This window comes from Erwinia sp. QL-Z3, assembly GCF_004551645.1.
GTDB lineage: Bacteria > Pseudomonadota > Gammaproteobacteria > Enterobacterales > Enterobacteriaceae > Erwinia > Erwinia billingiae.
In genome coordinates, this window is record NZ_CP037950.1 from 2,714,290 (window position 1) to 2,731,144 (window position 16,855).

Consider the following 16,855-nt stretch of genomic DNA (forward strand, 5'->3'; position numbering starts at 1 on the left):
CTGCCGATAACCCTCTCAGAGTGATTTCAGCGCGCAATGGCGTGCAGGGGTAACACTTCCCGTATGCGCCTCGTTGAGAGCAGCGACGAAAACTAGAGGATTAAAATGGATAACTTTCAGAAAGAGATCGATGAGCGCGCCAACCTCGCCTTATCCAATAAATTTGAACTGCTGGTGTTTCGTTTAGGCTCGGATCTCAACGAAGAAAAGTCTGAACTGTTCGGCATCAACGTTTTTAAGCTGCGTGAAATCGTCCCGATGACCACCATCACCAAAGCGGCAGGCATGAAGTCACCGCTGTTGGGGATGGCCAACATTCGCGGCCAGTTTATTCCGGTTATCGACCTGCCGGCGGTCGTCGGCTGCACGCCAACCACCGGTCTTAACCTGATCCTGGTGACGGAATATGCCCGCAGCACCCAGGCCTTTGCCGTCGAATCGGTTGAGGATATCGTGCGTCTGGACTGGAGCCAGGTCCACGCTGCGGAAGCCGGCGTCAGCAGCCGTAATATCACCAGTATCGCCTGTCTGAATACCGACAAAGACAACAACACCACCATGGCGTTGGTGCTGGATGTCGAGCAGATCCTGCATGACGTGATCCCGTCGGTGCGTGAAGTGAAGGAAGGCGACATCAAGCTGAAAGAGTTTGATATCCGTCCAGGTTCGGTGGCGATCGTGGCAGAAGATTCGAAGGTTGCCCGGCAGATGCTGGAACAGGGCCTGAAGGCGATGGGCATTCCGGCAGAGATGCACAACACCGGTCTGGAAGCCTGGAACCGCATCAGAAGTATCCAGCAGCAGGCGAAGGAAGAAGGGATCCCGATCCGCGATAAAATCTCGATGGTGCTGACCGATCTGGAAATGCCGGAAATGGATGGCTTCACCCTGACGCGCAATATCAAAACCGACATTAACCTGCGGGATATTCCGGTGGTGATCCACTCGTCGCTGTCCGGCAGCGCAAACGAAGATCATGTGCGTAAGGTCGGTGCGAATGGCTACGTGGCGAAGTTTGAGATCAACCAGCTGTCGGCGGTGATCCACAAGGTGCTGGAAGAAGCTCCCCGCTAATGCGAGGAGCCATCGCGCATTATCTGCGGTTATTGCACAGGATTGAGAAGTTGAGGGCGGCGGCGATCGACAGCCACGCCAGATAAGGCAGCAGGATCAGGCCAGTCAGCGCTTCCAGCTGAAGGGCCATCACCACCATCGCCGCAACCACCAGCCACAGCAGGGTCAGGATTATCATCCCGGCAAGAATGCGGTGCGAGCCGAAGAACACCGGCGTCCACAGCGTGTTCAGCGCAATCTGTGCCGCCCACAATGCCAGCAGCGTCTCGCTGCCTGGCAGCATGGTCAGACGGTAGCCTGCCCAGGCAAGCAGCAGATAAATAATCGACCAGGCCACCGGAAACGCCCAGTTTGGCGGGGTAAAGCCCGGTTTTTTTAACGACTTATACCACTCGCCAGGTTTAAACAGCATCCCGGTACTGCCTGCTGCACAGCAGGCAAAAAGAAAGATAAAAAAGGTCATGTTCCGTCCTTAGCTTGCCGCTGTTTCCCGCTGTTGCAAAATGTTCTCAATGGCCGATTTAAAGGCTTCCGGCGGCTGTCCACCGGAGAGCAGATACTGGCGATCGAACACGATGGACGGCACGGACTGAATACCGGCATCCACCCATTCACGCTCCAGCGCGCGAACCTCGTCAGCATAGCGGTTGGTCGCCAGCACCTCGGCCGCTTCAACCGGATCCAGCCCAACGTCTTCGGCGACGTTAACCAGCACCACGTGACTCGACGGGTTTTCGCCATCGGTAAAGTAGGCGGTAAACAGCGCGTGCTTCAGCGGCTGCTGCAGGCCAAAGCCTTCCGCCCAGTGCAACAAGCGGTGCGCATCGAAGGTGTTATAGATGCGCAGTCCCGGCCCGGCGTTATTCATCTCAAAGCCCACCGCCTCAGCACGTTCGCGGATGCGCTGACGATTCTCAGCAGACTCTTCCGGCGACGAACCGTATTTCTCGGCGATGTGCTCAACCAGATCCTGACCTTCAGCCGCCATTGACGGGTTTAACTCAAAGGGCTGGAAGGTGATGTTAGCCTGAACGTCGGGGCCGAGTTCAGCCAGCGCTTGCTCCAGCCCCTGAAGGCCGATAATGCACCAGGGACAGGAAATATCGGAAACGAAGTCTATCTGCAGTGGCTTGCTCATGGTGCCTCCTCTGGCGTTATGGGCAGACTGTCGCGACGCATCGCGACAGCGAATGCCTTACAGTCTAGCATTTCACGCCCGGTGCTCAGGAGGCACCTTGAGCTTTTTCTCTCAGGAAGACTTCGGCAGTGGCGTAGTGCGGCCAACGCGGAAGAAACCGGGTTTAGCAAACATCACCAGATTCCCCAGCAGGATCAAGACCAGGCCAATCACCGCGTTCGCATGCCAGACGTAGCCTTCGTACAGCGTGGACAGGGTCAGCGCCACCAGCGGGAACAGCAGGGTGCTGTAGGCGGCCTGGCTGGCACCAATGCGGCCAACCAGCGTGAAGTAAGCGCCGAAGGCGATCACCGAACCGAAAATCGCCAGATACAGCAGCGATCCCAGATAGCGCACCGACAGGTCCGGCATAAAGCGATCGCCGTTAAACAGGCTGATGGCGGCCATTACCAGCGCACCGTAAAACATCGCATAGGTGTTGGTCGAGAGGATTTCCAGCCCGCGACGCTGGTGGCGGGTGCTGATCATATTGCCCAGCGAGAAGCCGAAGGTCCCCAGCGCGCTCAGGCCGATGCCGATCAGCAAAGACGGCGCCATCTGCGTGGCCATCAGGTCGTGCCAGAACAGGGCGATAATGCCGATGATGCCCAGCGCGGCGGCCGGTAACAGATTGGGATGCGGACGCTGGCGGAAGAACAGCATGCTGTTTACCGCGTTATACAGCACCGCCATTGAGAAAATCACCGACTCCAACCCGCTGCTGATATAAGAAGCCGCATGGTAGAAGCAGACAAAGTTAAAGCCGAACACGCAGCAGCCCTGTAACAGGCAGTAAAGGTGATCCTTCAGGCTGATTTTGCGCAGCCGACCCGCCAGGCCCAGCACGATGACCATCGCCAGCGCCGCCACCAGAAAGCGCCAGAAAATGGAGACGGTAACCGACACCACGCCTTGCTGCATCACAATGGCAATCCATGTCGTCCCCCAAATCACCACCACCAATGCGTATAAAATTCCGTTCATCGTGACACCTCAAAAACCGTGTTTAATTGCCGCCAGTGTGTTAGTTACCTGACCGTGTCGCTTTCAGCAGCCTGCGCAGACTTGCATATTCTTGCGGTTATTTTCGGCTTGCGGGGATAAGCGCTGGAATCTGGTCCGGCAGCTCCTTAAAATACGGCTTTGCTTCCACCTTCAGGTATCGTTATGCCCCAGCCCTATCAGGCTTTTGAAAATCTGCGTCAGCATCGCGCGCGCCTGCAGGGCAGCGTGCAGCTTGGCTCGGGTATTCAACTGGCGGCATGGCGTAATGACTTTGACTGCGTCCGGCAGCGTAGCGATCACCACACGCTGAGCCTGTACGTTGAGGGTGGAGTGAACACCTGGCATAAAACCCGTTCCGGCTGGCAGAACGGCGGCGGTCCGGACCGTTTTTGCCTGATGCCCGAAAACAGCGAATCGGTCTGGGATATCCGTTCCGAATTCTCCTTCGTGCATCTCTACTGCACCGATCGTCATCTGCGCCATCTGGCCGAGCAAATCTGGGATAAAAGCCCGGCAAGCATTTCGCTGGATGAAAAGGTGTTCAGTGAGGATGTGCGCATTACCCAGCTGTATCGCCATTTTTTACTGAGCAGCGACTGGCAGCAGAATGCCAACCATCTGATGCTCAGCAGCGCCTCAACCCTGTTGATGACCCATCTGTTGCAGCATTACAGCGAGGTGCTGTGGAAGTTGCCCGCGGTGCGGGGCGGGCTGGCCCCGGCGGTGTTACGCAACATTATGGCGTTTATCGAAGAGCATCTTGCCAGCCCGTTAACGCTGGCCGAACTGGCGGTGCAGGCGGGACTCAGCGAGTTTCACTTTGCGCGGATGTTTAAGCAGTCCACCCAGTTGGCACCGCATCAGTACGTGATGCAGCGGCGGATGGCAAAAGCGGAACAGCTGGTGCGCGGAAGTTCGCTTCCGCTGACGGAGATCGCGCTGGTCTGCGGGTTTAACTCTTCCAGCCATTTCAGCAACCGCTTTAAAAGCGTGTATGGCTGCACGCCGTCCACGCTGCGGGGCTAGCCTGAGGCTTATCCTGGGGAGCTTTCTGAATTTGCCGGAAAGGCGAATATAAAGACATTTTTAACAGTCGACCGGGTGTACTGTCTGTTTGTCGGGTAATTTATGACAAAGAGATAACAATGGGCGATTACTATTATCTGGAGCAGAAAGCGCGCCAGGATGCTCTCAAAGTTGTCCACCGCTCAGGCTGCCTGAAGCTCAGCATCCTGAAACGACAAAGAGAGTTTTTGGGCACGTTTTATACCTCAGCAGATGCATTACTTACAGCAAACAAACGTTATGGTAGCAGCCGCTTATGTCCACTGTGCTGCATGAAGAAGCGTTAATTCAGAGGCTGCCTGCGGGCAGCCTTTTCTCTTTGTTGCAAAGGCTGACAGGCTGCTGTTACTCTGACGCCCCGCAGAATCGCCGTCCTTGAGCGGCCCGTGTCTGGAACAGGATAGTTAATGATTTGGCTGATGCTCGTGACCCTGGTTGTGGTCTTTATAATTGGTTTTCGTGTGCTGAATTCCCAGACCCGGCGGGCCAGCAAAGCGCTGACTAAGCGGTTGAATCTGGAGCCGGTGTACGTGGAGTCATTGATTAATACGATGGGACGCGTGGCGGGCGAAGAGTTTGTGCAGTACCTGGCGCGGGATAATGAAGCCCATATCGCCAACGGGGCCAGCGTGCTGCTGATCTACCAGGTGTTTATCGTCGACGAGTCCGACGAAAGCCTGATGTTCTGGCGCGGCGTGCTGCGTAAAGCCTATCTTCCGACCGAACTCAGCAATGAACACGTCAGGCTGGCGATGTCATTCCTGCGCGAGCTGGAACCCGACGCGCAGGAAATGCTGGCATTTCGTCAGCGCTATAACGCCCGCTTTGCGCCGCCAGACGACCATTCGCCTGATGAGCCGCACAATAATGTCTATTCCCTGCATTCGCGCCTCGATCGTCACTGATTTCCGCTTATTCCCGTTGCCGCTGAATGCCTGAATAAGCGGGAATTCAGCGCTCAGTTGTTTTGTGTTTGTTAATATCATGATCTCCTCAGGTTAAATAATAAAAAAGCCGTCAGACGAATTTTTTCCATTTATTTAATGGGGGTATAGTCACGCTTTTGAATTATTCCCGGATAATCACAAGGGATAACTGGCCCTAATCAGCATAAAAACAGGGGTTATGCGGTTTTTTTAACCATAACAGGCCTTTATCATTTTCATGCTTAAATTTAACAACGTGATAAACATTTAACTATAAATAAACTGAATTCAAATTTTACATTTTGTAACTCTCCTATCCATAACATTACGTTCAGCACTGTCGATAACCATACTTATTAACTCAAATTACATTTTATTAGCATGTGAGAGTCGTGATGTTATGCTCCTTCAAAAAGAAACTACCCGTCGTAAGTTTTTAATAGGATCGCTGTTGGCATTACCGCTAGGCGATATGGTCCTGAAAGGTATTACTGCAGCCCAGGCTGCGGAAATGGCCGCACCCGAGCTGGTCGATTATAAACCGATCTTTTTTAGCGCCGATGAATGGCAATTCATCATGGCTGCCTGCGACCGCCTGATCCCGGCTGGCGGCAAAGGCAAAGCACCAGGCGCACTGGAAACCAACGTGCCGATCTTTATCGATCAGCAAATGCACGGCGATATGGGATCTGAAATCTATATGCAGGGGCCGTTCAACACCCACGCGCCTGCCACTATGGGGTATCAAATCCCGTTCCGTCCTCAGCAGATTTACAAAACCGGTATCAAGCTGATCGAGGGCTGGTGCCAGACGACCCATCAAAAATCCTTCCATGAACTGTCTGATGCGGACAAAGACGCCGTGCTGACCCAGGTTCAGAAAAACACCATCAGCTTCGCCGATCTGGGCGAAGAGGCACTGAAAGGATCGCAGTTCTTTAGCGAGCTGCTGGCCGATACCAAGCACGGTTACCTGGCCGATCCTATCTATGGCGGAAACAAGGGGATGAAGGCGTGGATCGCCATCGGCTTCCCTGGCGCGCGCGCCAGCTTTACCGAATGGGTGAAGCAGCACAACGTGCCGTATCCGCTGGGCCCGGTCAGCCTGTTAGGTATGCAGGCCTGAGTGCGCTAATCACGCTGATTGCGCTAATCGCGCTGACTCCGTTTTCTGATGAGTGACAGGATTTAAGATGGCAACTGTAAATAAAGAAGAAGTCGACGTCGTAGTCGTCGGCCTGGGCTGGGCTGGCTCACTGATGAGTATTGAGCTGGCGATGGCCGGGCTGAAAGTCCGTGCGCTGGAACGAGGTGGCGATCGCGGCTACGAAGAGTTCAAATATCCAAAACCGGCGGATGAGTACGCTTACGCGGTCCGTAATAAAGTGATGGCCACGCCGGCGGAAGCCGCGGTGACCGTACGCTACAACATGAGCGAAACCGCGCTGCCAACCCGTAAATGGGGCGCGTTCGCACCCGGTACCGGCGTCGGCGGATCGGGCCTGCACTGGACGGCGGTATTGATCCGTCCTACGCCAACCGATCTCAAGCTGAAAACCTATGCAGACGAAGCCTACAAGCCCGGCATTCTGCAGGAAGATATGCGCATCATGGACTTCCCGTTCACCTGGGATGAAATCGAGCCGTATTACACCAAGTTTGAACATATCTGCGGCCAGTCCGGTAAAACCGGTAACCTGCGCGGCCAGATTATGGAAGGCGGCGATCCGTTCGAAGGGCCACGTTCAGAGCCGTAGCCACTGCCCGCACTGGAAGATACGCTGAACAGCAGCATGTTTGCGGAAGTGACCAAAAAAATGGGGTATCACCCGTTCCCGAACCCCTCTGCTTGCGTTTCCCGTGCCTGGACCAACCCGTACGGCAACCAGATCGCGCCGTGCAACTACTGCGGTTACTGCAGTAAATATCCGTGCCTCAACTACTCCAAAGCCTCGCCACAGACCGCGGTGATGGATGCGTTGAAGCGTATGGATAACTTCTCCTACGAAGTGCATGCCAACGTGATGAAAGTGGTGCTGCATGATGATAAGAAAACCGCCAAGGGCGTGATCTACATCGATGCGCAGGGCAACGAGTGCTTCCAGCCGGCGAAAATCGTGGTGCTGAGCAGCTTCCAGTTCTGCAACGTGCGCCTGATGCTGCTGTCCGGCATTGGCCAGCCTTATAACCCAATCACCGAAGAAGGGGTGATCGGTCGTAACTATGCCTTCCTGAGCAACGGCGGCTCGACCCTGTTCTTCAAGGACAAAAACTTCAACCCGTTCGCCACCGCAGGCGCCACCGGCCAGATGTTTAACGATCTGTCACCGGGCAACTTCGACGGTCCTTCTCTGGGCTTTATCGGCGGCGCGAAAATTCACAGCTCGCAGGCGACCGGTACGCCAATCAGCACCGCCTTGCCGAAAGGCACTCCGGCATGGGGAACCGGCTGGAAAGAGGGGATGGAAGAGTGGTACGGCCATTCGATGAAGATCAGCATCACCACCACCTGCCAGTCCTACCGCGATATCTATCTCGATCTGGATCCGAACTACAAAGATGAGTATGGCTATCCGCTGCTGCGTATGACCTTCGACTGGAAACTCAACGAGCTTAAGCTGCAGCAGCACCTGAAGCAGATCGTCGGCAATATCACCAAAGAGCTTAACCCGGACAGCTACAGCGAAAGCTTCCTGCCGATGGATGCGCACTTTGACCTGACCAAATACGTCTCGACCCACAACGTCGGCGGCGCGGTGATGGGCGATAATCCGAAGACCTCTGCGCTGAATAAATACCTGCAGAGCTGGGATGTTCATAACGTCTTTGTGCCAGGCGGTAATGCGTTCCCGCAGAACTTCCAGGCGAACCCGACCGATACCATTGGCGCAATCACGCTGATGGCGGCTCAGGCGATCAAGGATCACTATCTGAAAAATCCCGGCCCACTGGTACAGGCGTAAGCGATATGAAGATGACATTAAAAAGTTTGGTTCTGGCCAACACGTTGCTGCTGGGCGCAGGATTTTGTCAGCTGGCGCAGGCAGACGATGCGGCGCTGGTAAAGCAGGGGGAATACATCTCCCGTCTGGGCGACTGCAGTGCCTGTCACTCGATACCGGGCAAACCGGCGTTCTCCGGCGGCCTGGCGATTGAGTCGAACCTCGGCACGATTTATTCGACCAATATCACGCCGGATAAAGATCACGGGATTGGCAACTATTCCGAGCAACAGTTCTCTGATGCGGTACGTAAGGGTGTGCTGCCAGACGGCAAGCGCCTGTATCCGGCAATGCCTTATCCGGACTACGCCAAGATCAACGATCGGGATATGCACGCGCTTTACGCTTACTTTATGCAGGGCGTGAAGCCAAGTGCCGACGTGCCGCCGGAAACGGATCTGAGCTTCCCGTTCAGCCAGCGCTGGGGAATGCGCTTCTGGAACTGGGCGTTTGTGTCCGACAAGCCGTTCCAGCCTATCGGTGGGGCCACGGCGGAAGTGAATCGCGGTGCCTATCTGGTGGAAAGCCTCGGTCACTGTGGCAGCTGCCATACGCCGCGCGGTCTGGGGATGAACGAGAAAGCGCTGGATAGCGGTGACGATCAGTTCCTCGCCGGGGGCAACCTCAACGGATGGGAAGTGCCTTCCCTGCGTGGTCTGCCACACTGGACCGGGCAGGAAACCGTCGACTATCTGGCAACCGGGCGTAACGACAAGGCGGCTGTGGGCGGCGAAATGACCTCGGTGGTTGAGCACAGCACCTCGTACATGAGCGATGCCGACCTGAAAGCGATTGCCGCTTACCTGAAGTTTATTGGCGGCAACCCGGCGGCACCTGCCGCGCAGGAAACCACCATCAGCCCAACAGAAGCGAAGCTGACGGCGGCGAAAAACCTGTCTGCGGGCGAGCGTCTGTATCTGGACAACTGTGGCGCCTGTCACTTTGTCACCGGTAAAGGCGCACCGGGCGTGTTCCCGCAGCTGGACCAGGCGACCATCGTTAATGCCGGCGATCCGGGTGGGTTGATTCATACCATTCTGGCCGGTGCGCAGCAGCCTTCAACGGCGAAAGCGCCATCCACGCTGGCGATGCCAGGCTTTGCCAACCGTCTTAGCGATGATCAAGTGGCGCAGTTAGCGACCTTTATCCGCCAGGGCTGGAGCAACAAAGCGTCGGCGGTTACCGCTGACCAGGTGGCGAAAGTCAGAGAATCGCTGAAGAAGTAAGGGATTTTCGGGCACCACATACAGAGAGAGGCTTCGGCCTCTCTTTTTTTATGCCATTTGGCCCTCTTAACATAAATCATTCGCGTCTGGAAGGTCCTTAATTCGTTCATAGTGTTAAGGAAGTGATAAGAAGGGGTAAAGTAGCGTAAGTCCATGGGTTTTAAGACATTTGGAGATATTCAACCGCCTGCGCTTAGCCGATAGTACGACTCAACGGCGGCACGAAAGCCGGGTGAAAATCGAGGATACAAAAATGAAAAAAACGACTCTGGCACTGTTAATGACCGTCTTTACGGCAAGCACCCTGTTCTCCACTGTTTCTCAGGCTGATGGCCCTCCGGGACAGCCATGGCATCAGCAGGGCGGCCATGATGGACACGGCGGCCCTGACGGCCACGGTGGCGGCCCAGGTCGTGGTCCGGATCGCGGACATGACGATCGCGGACATGATAATCACGATCGCGGTCACGACAATCGTGGCCCGGATCGTCATTACGAATCCCGCGACCGCTTTGCGTGGCAGGGACACGACTTCCGTCGTGGCGACCGCCTGCCACCGCACTATCGCTACGATGATTACCGCGTCAATGACTGGCACGAACGTGGCCTGCGTGAACCCCCGCGGGGTGAAAATTGGGCTTACATCGACGGCAACTATGTGTTGATTGCGGCGGCAACCGGGGTGATTACCTCAATCCTGTTAAATAACGCCTTCCACTAGTCCTTCTGACGGCTGGCCTCTGCGCCAGCCGTTTTGCGTTTCCCCTTACTTTTCAGCCCGCTACAACCCCGCATTTTATATCCTTCCTTCAGGGTAAAGTTTCGCCGCTCAACTACCGATAACCCCTGTAAGGCCGTTCTCTGACCTTAATTCCAGCTTAGATCCGACGGCTGCTTCACCTGTAAGGGTAAGGGCGATGTCTGTCAGCTATTTATACGGCACCAGTGAAATCACGTTGAGGTTTCAGCATGACTATTACAAAAAGACTGTTCTTTATTTTTTCCCTGCTCGCCGTGGCCCTGTGCCTGCTGGCCGGGTTCTCTCTCTATGCCATCACCGGGTTCCAGAACAGATTTGAATACGTTCAGATGAACGCCATTCCCAGCATCAAAGATTTGGATAAGGCTATCAGCACCGCCAGCAATCTGAATCTGGCGCTTTACGAGCATCAGAGTGAAGCGAACAACAGCAAGCAGAATGAATTTGAGAAAAAGATTAACGATCAGATTGACCTGTTAAAAACCCAGACCGATTACTATATGGCTAACGATATCTCCAGCGATGAAGATAAAGCCATGACCGTCGATGCGCTGGCGAATATCGAGGCGATCAAAGCGGTGTTGCCGGCCTTTATCACCGCTTCACTGGCGCATAACGATGCGGTTACCTTGCCGATGATGCAGGGCGAAGGTGGAATTGGCGCGGCCGTAAATAAACTGACCAGGGAACTGAAAGCGCAGATTGAGCTGAACATTCAAATCGGCGAAGGGCTACGCAAAGAAAACAGCGCGATCTACAGCCGAGTGTTCTGGGGATTACTCAGCTTCTCTGCGGTAGTGATCCTGCTGATGGGCGCACTGGCGTGCAAAACCATCTTCGGCGTGCGCCGCAGCCTGAACAGTATTCAGCAGGTGATGGTTGAGACCAGCGAATCGCTGGATCTGACCCGTCTGGCGGACGACAGCCGTCATGACGAGATTGGCAAAACCGCCTTCGCCTTCAACGCCCTGATGGCGCGTGTGGCAACTGCGATGACCGCCGTTACCGCCTCGGCGCAGTCCGTCAGCTCGGCTTCAACCCAGATTGCCGCCGGTAACGAAGATCTGTCTGCCCGTACGGAAGAACAGGCTGCCTCACTGGAGCAGACCTCTGCCAGCATGAGCACCCTGAACGACACGGTGAAGCAGAACGCCGAAAACGCCAAACAGGCCAGCCTGTTAGCCAGCAACGCCAACGAAATGGCCGAGCAGAGCGGGAATGCGGTGTCCTCAATGGTGAAAACCATGGACAACATTAAGGCCAGTTCCAGCAAAATCTCCGACATCACCGGGTTAATCGAAGGCATTGCCTTCCAGACCAACATCCTGGCGTTAAACGCCGCGGTAGAAGCGGCACGTGCGGGTGAGCAGGGTCGGGGATTTGCCGTGGTCGCCAGCGAAGTGCGTAACCTGGCTCAGCGCTCATCGGTGGCAGCCAAAGAGATCAAAGATCTGATCGTTACCTCGGCGCAGCTGGTGGAAAGCGGTGCCGTACAGGTGGCGAACGTCGGCGATAATATGGCGAAAGTGCAGGGTTCGATCCGTCAGGTAGCGGATATCGTCGGTGAAATGGCGGCGGCAACCTCTGAGCAGAGCCAGGGCATTGAGCAGGTACATCTGGCTGTGGGTCAGATGGACTCGGTGACGCAGCAGAACGCCGCGCTGGTGGAAGAAGCGTCAGCGGCTTCCCAGTCGTTGCAGGAACAGGCACAGACCCTGAGCAATCTGGTGGGTGCGTTTAAGGTGCAGGCCGGCAGCGCGGTCGCCGCCGTTCATCAGCCAGCGGTGGTGAAATCACCGGCCAGGGCGGGAAAACTGATTAAGCCTGAACTGGCAACGGATAACTGGAGCTCGTTCTGATAACACGGTCTGACGCCGCCTGATTTGCTCAGGCAGTGTTAACGCCATAAAAAAGCCCCGCCAGAGCGATCTGGCGGGGCTTTTTATTGCCCGCTTAGCGCGGGATCTCAGCGCTTACTGATGGGCAATGATGGAAGCAATCACACCGGTGCTGATGGCAATCAGGACATAGTTGCCATCAACATTCTGCCAGCGGTGACCGGCCGGTGGCGCCTTCAGGCCACGCTGATGCCAGTCGTTGACCTGGTAACCTTCGCCACGGTATTTCTGCGGCAGTGGGCGACCCTGATGGAAGTCATTGTGATGCGACTGTTTGTGCTGCGGCTCGCGGTGATCGGAAGCACGCTGTGGCTGTGCACCGTGCGGATTTCCCTGCGGCTGGCCGCCGTGCTGGTTGCCGCCCTGCGGTGGACGTTTCACTGGCTGCTGTTGATGCTGATCGTCATGACCCTGCTGTGGGCCTTCGGCAAATGCGCTCAGGCTGGTTGAAGCAAACAGCAGCGCAGAAAGGGCAATAATTCCTGATTTTTTCATCTTTTTTCCCTGTGGGTATGGAGCAAAAGTCGTGTTGATGCAGACAATTTGGGGGGCAGGGAAGGGAAGAACAACCTGAATACTCCTAAGAATGATGATCTTAACGGTAAATTTACACTTGCTTAGCGCAACGCTAACGGAGGAGGGGCAAAAGGGGCGAAATCGGGCGCTGAAAGCGGATGAATAGTGCCAGTAAATACGGCGAACACGCGCCACCGCAGTGGCGCATTGTGGATCAGAACGGGGTTTCGACCACACCGCCGTCGACACGTAAGGCGGCACCGGACGTGGCGGACGAAAGCGGTGAACAGACATACACCACCATATTGCTGACTTCTTCGACGCTGGCGGCACGCTGAATTACCGAGGTTGGGCGGTTAGCTTTGACAAATTTCGCGCCCAGCTCTTCCAGATCGGCACCCTGATCCAGCTCTTCCTTAAACATCTCTTTGAAGCCATCGGACAGCGTCGGGCCGGGCAGCACGGCATTTACCGTGACGCCGGATCCGGCAACCGCTTTAGCCAGTCCACGAGAGAGAGCCAACAGCGCGGTTTTGCTGACGCCATAATGGATCATATCGGGTGGGATATTCACCGCAGATTCAGAAGAGAGGAACACCACGCGTCCCCAGCCTGCCTGCTTCATCGCCGGCATATAGGCACGGCTCAGGCGTACGGCGGACATCACGTTGACGTCCCAGATCTTTTGCCAGGTATCGTCGGTGGTTTCAAAGAAATCCCCCTGCGGGAAAATCCCGACGTTATTGACCAGCACGTCGCAGGTGGGCTCGGCGTTGATCAACGCCTGACAGCCTTCTTCCGTCCCCAAATCCACCACATGACCGCGCGCATTGTTGCCGAGTTTTTTCACCAGCGAATTCACCTGATCTTCGCTGCGGCCGGTGACAATCACCGTTGCACCCGCGGCCGCCAGACCTTCCGCAATCCCTTTACCGATCCCCTTGGTTGAGCCGGTGACAATCGCCGTTTTGCCGGTTAATTCAATCTTCATGTCGATCTCCTTATGGGTCGCAAAAGAGATAAGTGTAGACAAGCGAAACTGCAAAACCGGCTCTCAGTCACATTCCCCAACAAAATCAATAAATGCCCGCAGGGGTGCCGGGATCAGACGGCGGTCGGGATAATAGAGCCACGGGCCGGGGAAGGTCAGCCACCACGGCTGCAAAATGGGCTCGAGTTCGCCGCGGGCAAAACAGGGCTTCAGCCACTCTTCGAACAGGTAAACGATGCCGCCGCCGGCGATGGCGGTATCCACCGCCAGGTCGACACCGGCGCCAATGCTGACCAACAGCGCGGCGGGCGGCTTAACCCGCACATTTTCTCCCTCACGCTCAAATTCCCACTCCGGCTCCACGCCACTGGCGAAGCGACCGCGCAGGCAGCGGTGCTGTATCAGATGGTGTGGATGGGTTGGCCGTCCGGCCTGATTGAGGTAATCCGCTGAGGCGGCCAGCGCAAACCGTTGCTTGCGCGGGCCAATCGGAACGGCAATCACATCCTGCTCCAGCTTTTCGTTGTAGCGTATGCCGGCATCACAGCCCTCGCGGAACACATCCTGCACGTTGCTTTCGGCAACTATCTCCAGCTGGATGTCCGGGTAGCGCGCCAGAAATGCCGGCACGATCGTCGGCAGGATCAGCCTTGAGACGCTTATCGGCACGTTTAAACGCAGGGTGCCTGAAGGCGTGTCGCGATAGCGATTAATGTCATCCAGCGCCGACTCCATCTCGTTCATAGCAGGCATCAGCCGCGCCATCAGCGCTCGGCCAGCGTCGGTCAGCGAGACCGAACGGGTGGTGCGGTGAAACAGCCGTATGCCCAGCTGCTGTTCCGCCCGTCTGACCGCATCGCTTAGCCGCGAGGGATTGCTGCCGGTAACGCGTGCCGCTTCGCGAAAGCCGCCGGCTTTGGCTACCGCCACCACCGCATGAAGCAGGGAAATATCGAGTTTCATTGTCCGCCTTATCGTACAGTCTGTCGTGATTCTGCTGGATAGTTGCACAGACTCAGCAGGGCTACAATCATCAGGTCATCAACTCTGGAGGTTTGTTATGTCCGATCTTTCGCTTACCTTTCCCCTCGCGGGTCGTCAGATTAACCGTATGGGCTACGGCGCTATGCAGTTAGCCGGTCCGGGCGTGTTTGGCCCACCGGCCGATCGCCAGGCCGCCATCAACGTGCTGCGTGCGGTGGTCGACGCCGGCGTCAATATGATTGATACCTCGGATTTTTACGGCCCGCATATCACCAATCAGTTAATCAAAGAGGCGCTGCATCCCTGGCCTGAAAGCCTGTGCATTGTCACCAAAGTCGGTTGCTTTCGGGATGAGAAGGGCGGTTGGCTGCCCGCGTTTAGTGCCGATGAGCTGGCGCGCGCGGTGGACGACAACCTGAAAAATTTGGGCGTTGATGTACTGGATGTGGTGAATCTGCGCAGCATGTTCAACGTTCATCAGCCGCAGGAAGGCTCGCTGGACACGCCGTTGCAGGCGTTGATAAAGCTGAAGGAGCAGGGGCTGATCCGTCATATTGGCCTCAGTAACGTTACGCCGAAACAGGTTGCCGATGCGCAGGCAATGACCGAAATCGTCTGCGTGCAAAACCTGTATAACCTCGCTAACCGTCAGGACGACCAGCTGGTCGATAGCCTGGCCGCGCAGGGCGTGGCGTATGTGCCGTTCTTCCCGCTGGGTGGCTTCAGCCCGTTGCAGTCTGCCGAGCTGACCGACGTGGCGAAAAGCCTGAATGCCACGCCGATGCAGGTGGCGCTGGCGTGGTTGCTACAGCGTTCGCCGAATATCTTGCTGATCCCCGGTACCTCGTCGGTGGCGCATTTACATGAAAATATGGCGGCGAAGGATCTGCATTTACCGGCGGAGGCGCTGGAAAAATTGAATGGCATGAGCGCTTAACGGCCGGTCAGGTCGGTCTGAATGACAGGCGGAGAGGCCGATAACGTCGTGAATCAGGCTGGATAATGCAGGCAGGCCAGGGAAGGCCCGCCTGCCGTTGGCGATCAGGCGACGGAGTACGCCTGCTCCAGCATAAAGCGTTGCTGCTCTTCGCTGTAACTCACGATTGAATTCTTGCTGTTGGAACGCGCCAGGATCCAGCTGACTTCTTCCGCCGTCAGCGGCTGGGCATCGTGCCAGAAAGGCGTGATGGCATTATCTTTCAGCCAGTGAACCAGCATTCTGGCCGGCGGCAGGGTAAAGCCAGGGAACAGCGTGGCCGCCAGATCCGCCATCAGTTCCTGTTGCTGTTCATTTTCGCTGTCGTTCAGCAGCGTCAGGAAAGGCAGCAGTAAGCGCCCGCACACTTCCCCGTGATGATAATCCTTAATCGCCCCTAATTCCCCGGCGATGCCGTGGATCACCCCCAGCCCGGCCATGCTCAGGCTTAAGCCGCCCTGCCAGGACGCCAGCATCATCTGCTCACGCGCCAGATCGCCCTGTTCATCTTTGCGGTTCAGATGTGGCCAGGCGCTGATAAAGGCGCGCATGCCGCTCAGCGCGGTCTGACGGCTAAACAGATTGCCTTTACTGGAAAGGTAGGCTTCAAACAGATGGGTGAAGGCGTCAATCGCGCAGCAGGCCAGCACATGCTCTGGCGCGCCGCGCAGCAAATCGGGGTCGAGAATGGCAATGTCAGGCACAAAATTGGCGTGACGCAGCGAGGCTTTGACCTTGATGTCGGCCTTGTCGGTTACCACTGCGTTTTGCGTCACTTCGCTGCCGGTGCCGGCAGTTGTCGGGATGGCGATCAGCGGCAGGGTTGCGCCGGTAATCGGCGTATCACCGACTTTTTCAAGATAGCGCAGGGTATTCAGTGGGTGCTGGCTCAGCGCCGCAAAGGCTTTCGCGGCATCCAGCACGCTGCCGCCGCCAATGGCCACCACGCGTTGCACCTTGCCGCGCCAGCGACCCACCCAGCCATCAATCTCCGCAGGAGAGGCCTCATGGCTGACTATCTCATGGCCCAGCAGCAAAGGTTCCAGTTCGGCTTTCAGCGCGTCCCACGCGCCGCCTTGCAGAAATGAACGGCCACAGAACAGCAAAGTGGGTTGCGGATCGTTTTGCAGCAGCGGCAGCAGCTCGCGCAGGCTTCCACGGCCAAAATAGGTGTGGCGGTTGGCAATCATCTGGCTGGTGGTCATTGAGGTTTCCAGTAAGGTCAGAATCAGAGCCTACAAACTAGCAAGCTCGC

The 16,855-nt window shown here is 56.2% G+C and carries 16 protein-coding genes and 1 pseudogene; 10 read left to right on the top strand and 7 right to left on the bottom strand.

Going from position 1 to position 16,855, the window contains the following annotated elements:
* The first annotated feature begins 105 nt into the window (after positions 1-105).
* Entirely contained in the window at positions 106-1,074 is a 969-nt protein-coding gene (locus E2F51_RS13180; protein WP_013201219.1) for a chemotaxis protein, read from the top strand.
* A 19-nt stretch (positions 1,075-1,093) separates the two neighbouring features.
* On the opposite strand, the gene E2F51_RS13185 is transcribed toward E2F51_RS13180, so the two are convergent.
* The 3 genes from E2F51_RS13185 to E2F51_RS13195 form a co-directional block, all read right to left on the bottom strand.
* Positions 1,094-1,537: a TspO/MBR family protein gene (locus E2F51_RS13185; RefSeq protein ID WP_013201220.1), complete on the bottom strand. Its 444-nt coding sequence runs from the start codon at positions 1,535-1,537 to the stop codon at positions 1,094-1,096.
* Between the two features lie 9 nt (positions 1,538-1,546).
* The gene (locus tag E2F51_RS13190) at positions 1,547-2,212 is read right to left on the bottom strand and encodes a DsbA family oxidoreductase (RefSeq protein WP_013201221.1); all 666 of its coding nucleotides are present in this window, start codon (positions 2,210-2,212) and stop codon (positions 1,547-1,549) included.
* A 111-nt stretch (positions 2,213-2,323) separates the two neighbouring features.
* Positions 2,324-3,235, bottom strand: a complete 912-nt coding sequence (locus tag E2F51_RS13195) for a DMT family transporter (protein WP_134823667.1) — start codon at positions 3,233-3,235, stop codon at positions 2,324-2,326.
* Positions 3,236-3,418: 183 nt separating this feature from the next.
* On the opposite strand from E2F51_RS13195, the gene E2F51_RS13200 reads away from it, so the two are divergent.
* The 8 genes and pseudogenes from E2F51_RS13200 to E2F51_RS13235 all read left to right on the top strand — a co-directional run bounded on the left by E2F51_RS13200 (position 3,419) and on the right by E2F51_RS13235 (position 12,094).
* Positions 3,419-4,282 carry a helix-turn-helix domain-containing protein gene (locus E2F51_RS13200; RefSeq protein WP_134823668.1) on the top strand — a complete coding sequence of 288 codons (864 nt, stop codon included), beginning with the start codon at positions 3,419-3,421 and terminating at the stop codon, positions 4,280-4,282.
* Positions 4,283-4,401: 119 nt separating this feature from the next.
* Positions 4,402-4,608 carry a hypothetical protein gene (locus E2F51_RS13205; protein WP_071822104.1) on the top strand — a complete coding sequence of 69 codons (207 nt, stop codon included), beginning with the start codon at positions 4,402-4,404 and terminating at the stop codon, positions 4,606-4,608.
* A gap of 120 nt (positions 4,609-4,728) precedes the next feature.
* Entirely contained in the window at positions 4,729-5,226 is a 498-nt protein-coding gene (locus E2F51_RS13210) for a DUF1198 family protein (protein ID WP_013201224.1), read from the top strand.
* Between the two features lie 421 nt (positions 5,227-5,647).
* Positions 5,648-6,373, top strand: a complete 726-nt coding sequence (locus E2F51_RS13215) for a gluconate 2-dehydrogenase subunit 3 family protein (protein ID WP_013201225.1) — start codon at positions 5,648-5,650, stop codon at positions 6,371-6,373.
* Positions 6,374-6,440: 67 nt separating this feature from the next.
* A pseudogene (locus E2F51_RS13220) lies at positions 6,441-8,210 on the top strand (GMC family oxidoreductase).
* A gap of 11 nt (positions 8,211-8,221) precedes the next feature.
* A complete protein-coding gene (locus E2F51_RS13225) occupies positions 8,222-9,475 on the top strand; it encodes a cytochrome c (RefSeq protein ID WP_209215549.1) in 1,254 nt (417 codons plus the stop codon).
* 253 nt (positions 9,476-9,728) lie between these two features.
* Entirely contained in the window at positions 9,729-10,196 is a 468-nt protein-coding gene (locus tag E2F51_RS13230) for an RcnB family protein (protein ID WP_134823670.1), read from the top strand.
* Between the two features lie 248 nt (positions 10,197-10,444).
* On the top strand, positions 10,445-12,094 hold the full coding sequence (locus tag E2F51_RS13235; RefSeq protein ID WP_134823671.1) for a methyl-accepting chemotaxis protein: 1,650 nt from the start codon (positions 10,445-10,447) through the stop codon (positions 12,092-12,094).
* A gap of 114 nt (positions 12,095-12,208) precedes the next feature.
* Here the strand turns inward: E2F51_RS13235 and E2F51_RS13240 are convergent, their stop codons facing one another.
* The 3 genes from E2F51_RS13240 to E2F51_RS13250 form a co-directional block, all read right to left on the bottom strand.
* Entirely contained in the window at positions 12,209-12,628 is a 420-nt protein-coding gene (locus E2F51_RS13240) for an RcnB family protein (RefSeq protein ID WP_134823672.1), read from the bottom strand.
* Between the two features lie 235 nt (positions 12,629-12,863).
* The gene (locus E2F51_RS13245) at positions 12,864-13,640 is read right to left on the bottom strand and encodes an SDR family NAD(P)-dependent oxidoreductase (protein ID WP_134823673.1); all 777 of its coding nucleotides are present in this window, start codon (positions 13,638-13,640) and stop codon (positions 12,864-12,866) included.
* A 63-nt stretch (positions 13,641-13,703) separates the two neighbouring features.
* Positions 13,704-14,603: a LysR family transcriptional regulator gene (locus E2F51_RS13250; protein WP_134823674.1), complete on the bottom strand. Its 900-nt coding sequence runs from the start codon at positions 14,601-14,603 to the stop codon at positions 13,704-13,706.
* 97 nt (positions 14,604-14,700) lie between these two features.
* Here E2F51_RS13250 and E2F51_RS13255 point away from each other — a divergent pair, with 97 nt between their 5' ends.
* On the top strand, positions 14,701-15,561 hold the full coding sequence (locus tag E2F51_RS13255) for an aldo/keto reductase family oxidoreductase (protein ID WP_134823675.1): 861 nt from the start codon (positions 14,701-14,703) through the stop codon (positions 15,559-15,561).
* Positions 15,562-15,665: 104 nt separating this feature from the next.
* On the opposite strand, the gene E2F51_RS13260 is transcribed toward E2F51_RS13255, so the two are convergent.
* A complete protein-coding gene (locus E2F51_RS13260; RefSeq protein WP_134823676.1) occupies positions 15,666-16,805 on the bottom strand; it encodes an iron-containing alcohol dehydrogenase in 1,140 nt (379 codons plus the stop codon).
* Positions 16,806-16,855: the final 50 nt, after the last annotated feature.

What these genes read in the sequence shown, in the direction of transcription:
- E2F51_RS13210 (WP_013201224.1), top strand. Translation starts at nt 4,729, where the DNA reads ATGATTTGGCTGATGCTCGTGACCCTGGTTGTGGTCTTTATAATTGGT.
- E2F51_RS13260 (WP_134823676.1), bottom strand. Translation starts at nt 16,805, where the DNA reads ATGACCACCAGCCAGATGATTGCCAACCGCCACACCTATTTTGGCCGT.
- E2F51_RS13240 (WP_134823672.1), bottom strand. Translation starts at nt 12,628, where the DNA reads ATGAAAAAATCAGGAATTATTGCCCTTTCTGCGCTGCTGTTTGCTTCA.
- E2F51_RS13195 (WP_134823667.1), bottom strand. Translation starts at nt 3,235, where the DNA reads ATGAACGGAATTTTATACGCATTGGTGGTGGTGATTTGGGGGACGACA.
- E2F51_RS13245 (WP_134823673.1), bottom strand. Translation starts at nt 13,640, where the DNA reads ATGAAGATTGAATTAACCGGCAAAACGGCGATTGTCACCGGCTCAACC.
- E2F51_RS13230 (WP_134823670.1), top strand. Translation starts at nt 9,729, where the DNA reads ATGAAAAAAACGACTCTGGCACTGTTAATGACCGTCTTTACGGCAAGC.
- E2F51_RS13250 (WP_134823674.1), bottom strand. Translation starts at nt 14,603, where the DNA reads ATGAAACTCGATATTTCCCTGCTTCATGCGGTGGTGGCGGTAGCCAAA.
- E2F51_RS13180 (WP_013201219.1), top strand. Translation starts at nt 106, where the DNA reads ATGGATAACTTTCAGAAAGAGATCGATGAGCGCGCCAACCTCGCCTTA.
- E2F51_RS13190 (WP_013201221.1), bottom strand. Translation starts at nt 2,212, where the DNA reads ATGAGCAAGCCACTGCAGATAGACTTCGTTTCCGATATTTCCTGTCCC.
- E2F51_RS13235 (WP_134823671.1), top strand. Translation starts at nt 10,445, where the DNA reads ATGACTATTACAAAAAGACTGTTCTTTATTTTTTCCCTGCTCGCCGTG.
- E2F51_RS13255 (WP_134823675.1), top strand. Translation starts at nt 14,701, where the DNA reads ATGTCCGATCTTTCGCTTACCTTTCCCCTCGCGGGTCGTCAGATTAAC.
- E2F51_RS13185 (WP_013201220.1), bottom strand. Translation starts at nt 1,537, where the DNA reads ATGACCTTTTTTATCTTTCTTTTTGCCTGCTGTGCAGCAGGCAGTACC.
- E2F51_RS13200 (WP_134823668.1), top strand. Translation starts at nt 3,419, where the DNA reads ATGCCCCAGCCCTATCAGGCTTTTGAAAATCTGCGTCAGCATCGCGCG.
- E2F51_RS13225 (WP_209215549.1), top strand. Translation starts at nt 8,222, where the DNA reads ATGACATTAAAAAGTTTGGTTCTGGCCAACACGTTGCTGCTGGGCGCA.
- E2F51_RS13205 (WP_071822104.1), top strand. Translation starts at nt 4,402, where the DNA reads ATGGGCGATTACTATTATCTGGAGCAGAAAGCGCGCCAGGATGCTCTC.
- E2F51_RS13215 (WP_013201225.1), top strand. Translation starts at nt 5,648, where the DNA reads ATGCTCCTTCAAAAAGAAACTACCCGTCGTAAGTTTTTAATAGGATCG.